This window comes from Catenibacterium sp. co_0103 (assembly GCF_004168205.1).
GTDB lineage: Bacteria > Bacillota_I > Bacilli_A > Erysipelotrichales > Coprobacillaceae > Catenibacterium > Catenibacterium mitsuoka_A.
In genome coordinates, this window is the sequence record NZ_RCYB01000169.1 from 1 (window position 1) to 2,035 (window position 2,035).

Here is a 2,035-nt window from a genome sequence, read left to right on the forward strand (position 1 = left end):
GACAAATAGTCTATATCCTGAATATTTCTGCTCCACACTTCTCTTAAATCGTTACCTGTAGATTATGGGTATTCAAATATTATTTTTATACATAAATGCCAAGAAAATTGAAACTGTCATATCTTATTTTGACAATTACCTGTGGAATGCGGGTATTCAAAAAAATATATTATATCTAATTCGTTTAAACCATTTAAGTACATATCTATCATTCCAATAAATAAATCATAAGTTGATATAAGCATACTATTATACTATAGTTATTACATAACGTAAGTTCATACTTACGCAAGGGAGGCATATAATGAATAAAGATCTTACAAAAGGACCTGTTGTAAAATCAATGCTGTTGTTTGCGATACCTATGATACTAGGAAATCTCTTACAACAATGTTACAACATTGCGGATACTTTAATAGTAGGGCAGTTCTTAGGAAAAACAGCTTTAGCTGCAGTCGGTTCTTCTTTTACTCTAATGACCTTCATTACATCTATTATATTAGGCTTGTGTATGGGTAGTGGTGCACTCTTTTCTATTAGATTTGGACAAAGAGATAAACAAGGATTAAAACAGGATCTATGTGCTTCCTTCTTCTTTATCGCCTTCATATCCATATTACTTAATATCATTGCTTATATATGTATAGATGCACTTAAACTCTTCTTAAGCGTGCCTCATGAGGTATGGGGTGATATGAGATGTTATCTCTCATATATCTTTATGGGAATCATTGCGATATTCTTATATAACTTCTTTTCGGCTTATTTAAGATCTATTGGTAATTCAGTCATTCCACTTATCTTTCTTGCCATCTCTTCTATCTTGAATATTATTCTAGATCTCTATTTTGTACTTGTATTAAAGATTGGAGTAGGGGGTGCAGCCCTTGCCACAGTACTTTCTCAATATGTATCAGGTATAGGCATCATGCTTTATACACTACTTAAATATAAAGAAGTACTTGTAATATTTAAAATCAGTTACTTAAAAAGAGAAAGAATCAAACAGATCATCTCTTTTTCACTTCTTACTTGTATCCAGCAATCAGTCATGAATCTAGGAATACTGATGGTACAAGGGTTAGTTAATAGCTTTGGTACAGTTGTTATGGCTGCATTTGCAGCTGCAGTAAAAATAGATGCTTTTGCCTATATGCCAGTACAGGACTTTGGAAATGCTTTTTCTACATTCATTGCTCAAAACTATGGTGCCAAAGAAAAAGAAAGAATACAAAAAGGACTCAAAGAAGCTGTTCGTATCTCTTCAATATTCTGTATAATCATTTCTATTCTAGTTTATATATTTGCGAAACCTTTAATGATGATTTTTATAGATGCAAATGAAACAAGTATCATCCTAGAAGGAGTACGCTACTTAAGAATAGAAGGTGCATTCTATATTGGTATAGGCTGTTTATTCTTGTTATATGGTTTATATCGTGCTTTAGGAAGACCAGGTATGAGTGTTGTTCTGACAGTATTCTCACTTGGTACAAGAGTCGCTTTAGCTTATATTTTATCTTCTATACCAACACTAGGAGTCATTGGTATATGGTGGTCAGTTCCAATAGGCTGGGCACTTGCAGATCTAGTAGGATTAGTATACTACAAAATGAATAAACATAATCTGTTAAGTTTTGAGGGAGGATTATAATGAAATATGCTGGTATTAAGTGATACATCTAAAGGTTAACAGGAGCTTCTCCTGTTTTACATATTGACAGAGATTAACTCTGTTTGATTAAATTGTGGTAGGGAGGACGAAGTGTGAAACAAAAATCAATCAAAACGTATAAAAAAAGACAAACTTAAAAATAAGTTTGAATAATTTAGAAAAAATAGAATAATTGAATATTATGGTTTAGTTAATTTAGAAACGTCAAAACCTGATTTCTTAAGAAACTCTATCGCTGATTCTTCTGTTAAAACTTGTTGCTTTATAGGTGGCTTAGGATTTTTAAATGATTCATAATCTGAAGGATTAAATGTCTCTCCAGTAAGAATCATATGGTATATACTGACAAGCATCATTCTT

General features: G+C 31.8%; 1 protein-coding gene and 1 pseudogene. One reads left to right on the forward strand and one right to left on the reverse strand.

What is annotated here, in order from left to right:
* Window positions 1–304: 304 nt before the first annotated feature.
* Window positions 305–1,654, forward strand: a complete 1,350-nt coding sequence (locus tag EAI80_RS12815; RefSeq protein WP_129982347.1) for an MATE family efflux transporter — start codon at window positions 305–307, stop codon at window positions 1,652–1,654.
* A gap of 200 nt (window positions 1,655–1,854) precedes the next feature.
* Here the strand turns inward: EAI80_RS12815 and EAI80_RS13550 are convergent.
* Window positions 1,855–2,035 (reverse strand): annotated as a pseudogene (locus tag EAI80_RS13550) (hypothetical protein); the annotation flags it as partial.

Coding starts and splice junctions, on each gene's coding strand:
- EAI80_RS12815 (WP_129982347.1), top strand. CDS start 305: ATGAATAAAGATCTTACAAAAGGACCTGTTGTAAAATCAATGCTGTTG.